The organism is Parafrankia sp. BMG5.11 (genome assembly GCF_004337455.1).
On the sequence record NZ_SJXI01000114.1, the window covers coordinates 1 to 3,850 of the forward strand.

General features: G+C 65.8%; 2 protein-coding genes. Both read left to right on the forward strand.

The window, feature by feature from the left end:
- Window positions 1–109 precede the first annotated feature (109 nt).
- Window positions 110–718, forward strand: coding sequence for a class I SAM-dependent methyltransferase (locus E0504_RS45520; RefSeq protein WP_131627587.1), 609 nt, complete (start codon window positions 110–112; stop codon window positions 716–718).
- A gap of 1,033 nt (window positions 719–1,751) precedes the next feature.
- A complete protein-coding gene (locus tag E0504_RS45530; protein ID WP_131627591.1) occupies window positions 1,752–3,278 on the forward strand; it encodes an MFS transporter in 1,527 nt (508 codons plus the stop codon).
- The last annotated feature ends 572 nt before the right edge of the window (window positions 3,279–3,850 follow it).

Consider the following 3,850-nt stretch of genomic DNA (forward strand, 5'->3'; position numbering starts at 1 on the left):
TACGGGTGCATGGAATGCGACCCCGGCCTGACACAACAGAGCCGGACAGGTTATTCCGACCGCCGTGGAGCTGACCTGCGTCGATATCAAAGAGAACCAAGGAGAAGTGATGGGCTTCTACGACGACCAGATCCTGCCCCGGTTCATCGACCTTGCCCTCGGGAGGCCGATGGAGCCCACCCGGGCCCGCGTCACCACCGGCCTGTCCGGCGAGGTCCTGGAGATCGGGTTCGGTTCCGGGCGTAACCTGCCCCACCTTCCACCTGAAGTCACCCGGCTCCTGGCTGTGGAACCCGCAGCCGTCGGCCGCAGGCTGGCGGCCCGCCGCATCGCCGCCGCCCCCATCCCGGTCGAGTTCGTCGGCGACGACAGCCAGCGGCTACCCGTCCCGGACGCATCGGTGGACCACGTGCTGGTCACGTGGACCCTGTGCACCGTCCCGGACGTCGACCGGGCGCTGCGTGAGGCGCGCCGGGTGTTGCGACCCGGCGGCACGGTGCACTTCGTCGAGCATGGCCGTTCACCCAACCACCGTGTCGCCCAGCGGCAAGAGCGCCTCACGCCCCTATGGGGAAAGGTGTTCGGCGGCTGCCACCTCAACCGGCCTGTCGATAATTTGATCGAAAACGCCGGGTTCACGCTCGACACCGTCCAGACGTACCGGATGGGCGGGCCGGAGCTCTTCAGCTTCGCCTACGAGGGCATCGCGTCGAAGTAAGACTGACCTATAGGGCGACGGAAATCAGTCTGGGGCTGTCCTGGAATGAATGTGACGGCGCGGCTGCTGGCATGGGAGGACAGCAGGACGTTCGAGGGCTTGAGCGTAGTAGCCGATGCCGGCCTGGTGGATAACGGTGAGGCCCCTGCCGCGCCGGTCGCTGGCGTGTCCAGGTAGGCTCCCGGCGCGGGGCCGTAGCCGCCGATCGCGTTGCCTCGACGGCCTGTCGTGCGAACTCGCGTCGCTGCCGCGCTGGAGAAGGCGGTCGGTGACCGGCGGTTCACCACGGATGTGGCGCGGAGCTGTTCGCGCTGGTCGCCAACCGTGCGAAGCTGCCCGCGGCCAAATGGGTCTGCGAAGACGTGGGCATCCCCGATGGTGATGGTGACTCACCGGTCGGGGTTCCGCCGCTACGGCAAGTCCATGGACCACCGCGACGACCTGCCCCAGGGTGTGATCGGCTTGGTCGTCCCCCGGGACAACTTGCGCGTGAAGGAAGTCCGCGTCGACGGGGCAGACGGCACCGGGGTGCCGTGTTCTGGGGAGCCAGGGTATATGTAAGGCGGCCCTGACCGGTCGAGCCTTAGACGGCGTGAGCAGGTTCGGTGAACACGGCCGATAAGCAGCGTCTGTGAGCCAACGCCGCGCGCAGGATTCTCAAGGGTGGCGACTTGCATTTCCCTGACAAGCGTGCGCACTGTCGGCCGATGCTTCACCGTGCTCATACCCGGTCCGAAAAAGCAAGCGGCACCCCGAACTTAGCCGATATCCGTTGCCCACGGGTCTGGCCGGCTCGTCAAGCGCGACAACCATCACACGGAAGATGTAGAGCGCCTAACCCGGGTGATTCATTTTCGCTGCTAGGGTTCACTCTCGACCCGCACCCGACCGGACGGCTTCTCGAACCCGGACCTCGGATCGCACGGCACCTTCTTCATCTCGCCGGAAGCCGCCGATCTGAAACAAGAAGTCTACCCCTGCACCTGTTTTATGGCCGGGGCAATTTTGCCAGCGCACCTTCTGGAGTACCTGTATGTCTGCTGACAGCGCGACCGCCGCCCCCGTGCGACCGGGCACCCCCGCGGCCCCGCCCACGAGCCATCACCTCGGCCTGGCTCTGTTCGTGATCGCCGCAGCACAGCTGGTGGTGGTCCTCGACGCCACGATCACCAACATCGCTCTACCCAGCATCCAGACCGATCTCGACGTGTCCGACGCGAACCTGGCCTGGATCGTCAACTCCTACGCGCTGGCCTTCGGTGGGCTGCTACTGCTCGGCGGACGCACCGGCGATCTCTTCGGCCGGCGACGAATGTTCCAGACCGGCATCGGGATCTTTACGCTGGCCTCACTGCTGGGAGGACTGGCCCCTAACGAGGCCCTGTTGATCAGCGCCCGCGTCCTGCAAGGCATCGGCGCCGCGCTCGCTGCCCCCAACGCGCTGGCCCTGATCACTACGACATTTCCACCCGGCAAGCCCCGTAATACGGCTATGGGTATGTACGCCGCGATGGGAGGTGTCGGCGCCACAGTCGGTCTGCTGTTGGGCGGCACACTCACCGACGTCCTGAGCTGGCGATGGGTCTTCTTCATCAACGTCCCTATCGGCCTGGTCGTCCTCGCCGGAACCCGAAGCCTCGTCGAGGCCGAACGCGACCCGGGCCGCGTCGATGTCCCCGGCGCTGTCACGGGAACGGGCGGCCTGATCGCACTGGTCTACGGCATCACCCACGGCGGCGCGCACGGCTGGAGCGACAGCGCCACCCTGACCGCCTTCGCCGTGGCGGCCGTGCTACTGGTGACGTTCCTTCTCATCCAGGCCCGGACCGCCCACCCGATGATGCCGCTACGGCTGTTCCAGGACCGCAACCGGTCTGGTTCCTACGCCACGATGCTGCTCATCGGTGCCGGCATGTTCGCGACCTTCTACTTCCTGACGCTGTACATGCAGCTCATCCTCGGCTACAGCCCCGTCCGGACCGGCTTCGCCTACCTGCCCTTCAGCTTCGGCATCGCCATCGCCGCCGGTGTCAGCTCCAAACTGGTCACCCACGTCGCCCCCCGCGTGATCGCCGGACCGGGCCTGCTCGCGGCGGCCGCGGGCATGCTCTGGTTCGCCGCCCTCGATCCGGACTCCCCGTACGCCGGACACCTGATGCCGGCGATGTTCCTCACCGGGCTCGGCCTCGGCCTGAGCTTCGTCCCCATGACACTCGGCGCAGTCAGCGACGTTGCACACGAGGACTCCGGGATCGCCTCAGCACTCCTGAACACCGCCCAGCAGATCGGCGGAGCCCTCGGCCTCGCGGTCCTGTCGACCATCGCCACCTCCACGGCTGACAACAAGCTTTCTGAAGCCGCCGGAGCCCTCTACCAAGGCCTGGCCACGAACGACATCAACCTGATCGCGAGAGCACAGGACGCACTGACCCACGGCTACGCCATGGCCTTCGCTGCCGCCGCCGCGATGTTCCTCGCCGGTCTGATCGTCACCGCCACCGCCATCAACGCGGCCAGGCAACACCACACCGAGGATGCGCCTCCCGCACACATCGGCTGACCTGGCTGGCGGAGTGAAGTCCCACACGCTGGCCCCGCCAATCGCCACCGATGATCTCGTAACAGGCGAGTGGCACCCGGTGACGAGAACGCATGCCGAACGCGCTTCCCGACGGCGTGACGGCCGCGCTGCCCCGCCGATCTGTCTGTCGTCACCGCGCCCCATCAGAGCAGAGCGGCGATCGCGCCCGGTACTGTTGCGTCCCAGGAAAACGCGGCATGCCGGGTCGGGGCATTCCCTGCGGACGGTGCCGACCCGGCGTTCCACGATCGCGTTCGCCTGCGGTGACTGTGGTGGTGCGCGCACCACGTCGCCACTGATTTCAATCCCCCGCCCCTTATAGTGCGCCCAGCCCGTCGAAACTAGTCTCGATTTTCCTGTCCGTGGACTCACGCGCCATCCGATCAGAGTTATCCAGCCTCTTCCTCTGTAAATACCAAGCCATAAATTTACCTCTTGCCAAACATTTCAGATAAACTGATATAACCTCGTTAGGGTGATGTCGCCGACATGTTAGCTCGATAGTCTGGTGCCGCAGTAGTCGGGGTTTAGAGCTTGTCTCACGTGGCCAG

Bases quoted from the DNA above. Each gene is read 5' to 3' on its own strand.
- E0504_RS45520 (WP_131627587.1), top strand. From the start codon at position 110: ATGGGCTTCTACGACGACCAGATCCTGCCCCGGTTCATCGACCTTGCC.
- E0504_RS45530 (WP_131627591.1), top strand. From the start codon at position 1,752: ATGTCTGCTGACAGCGCGACCGCCGCCCCCGTGCGACCGGGCACCCCC.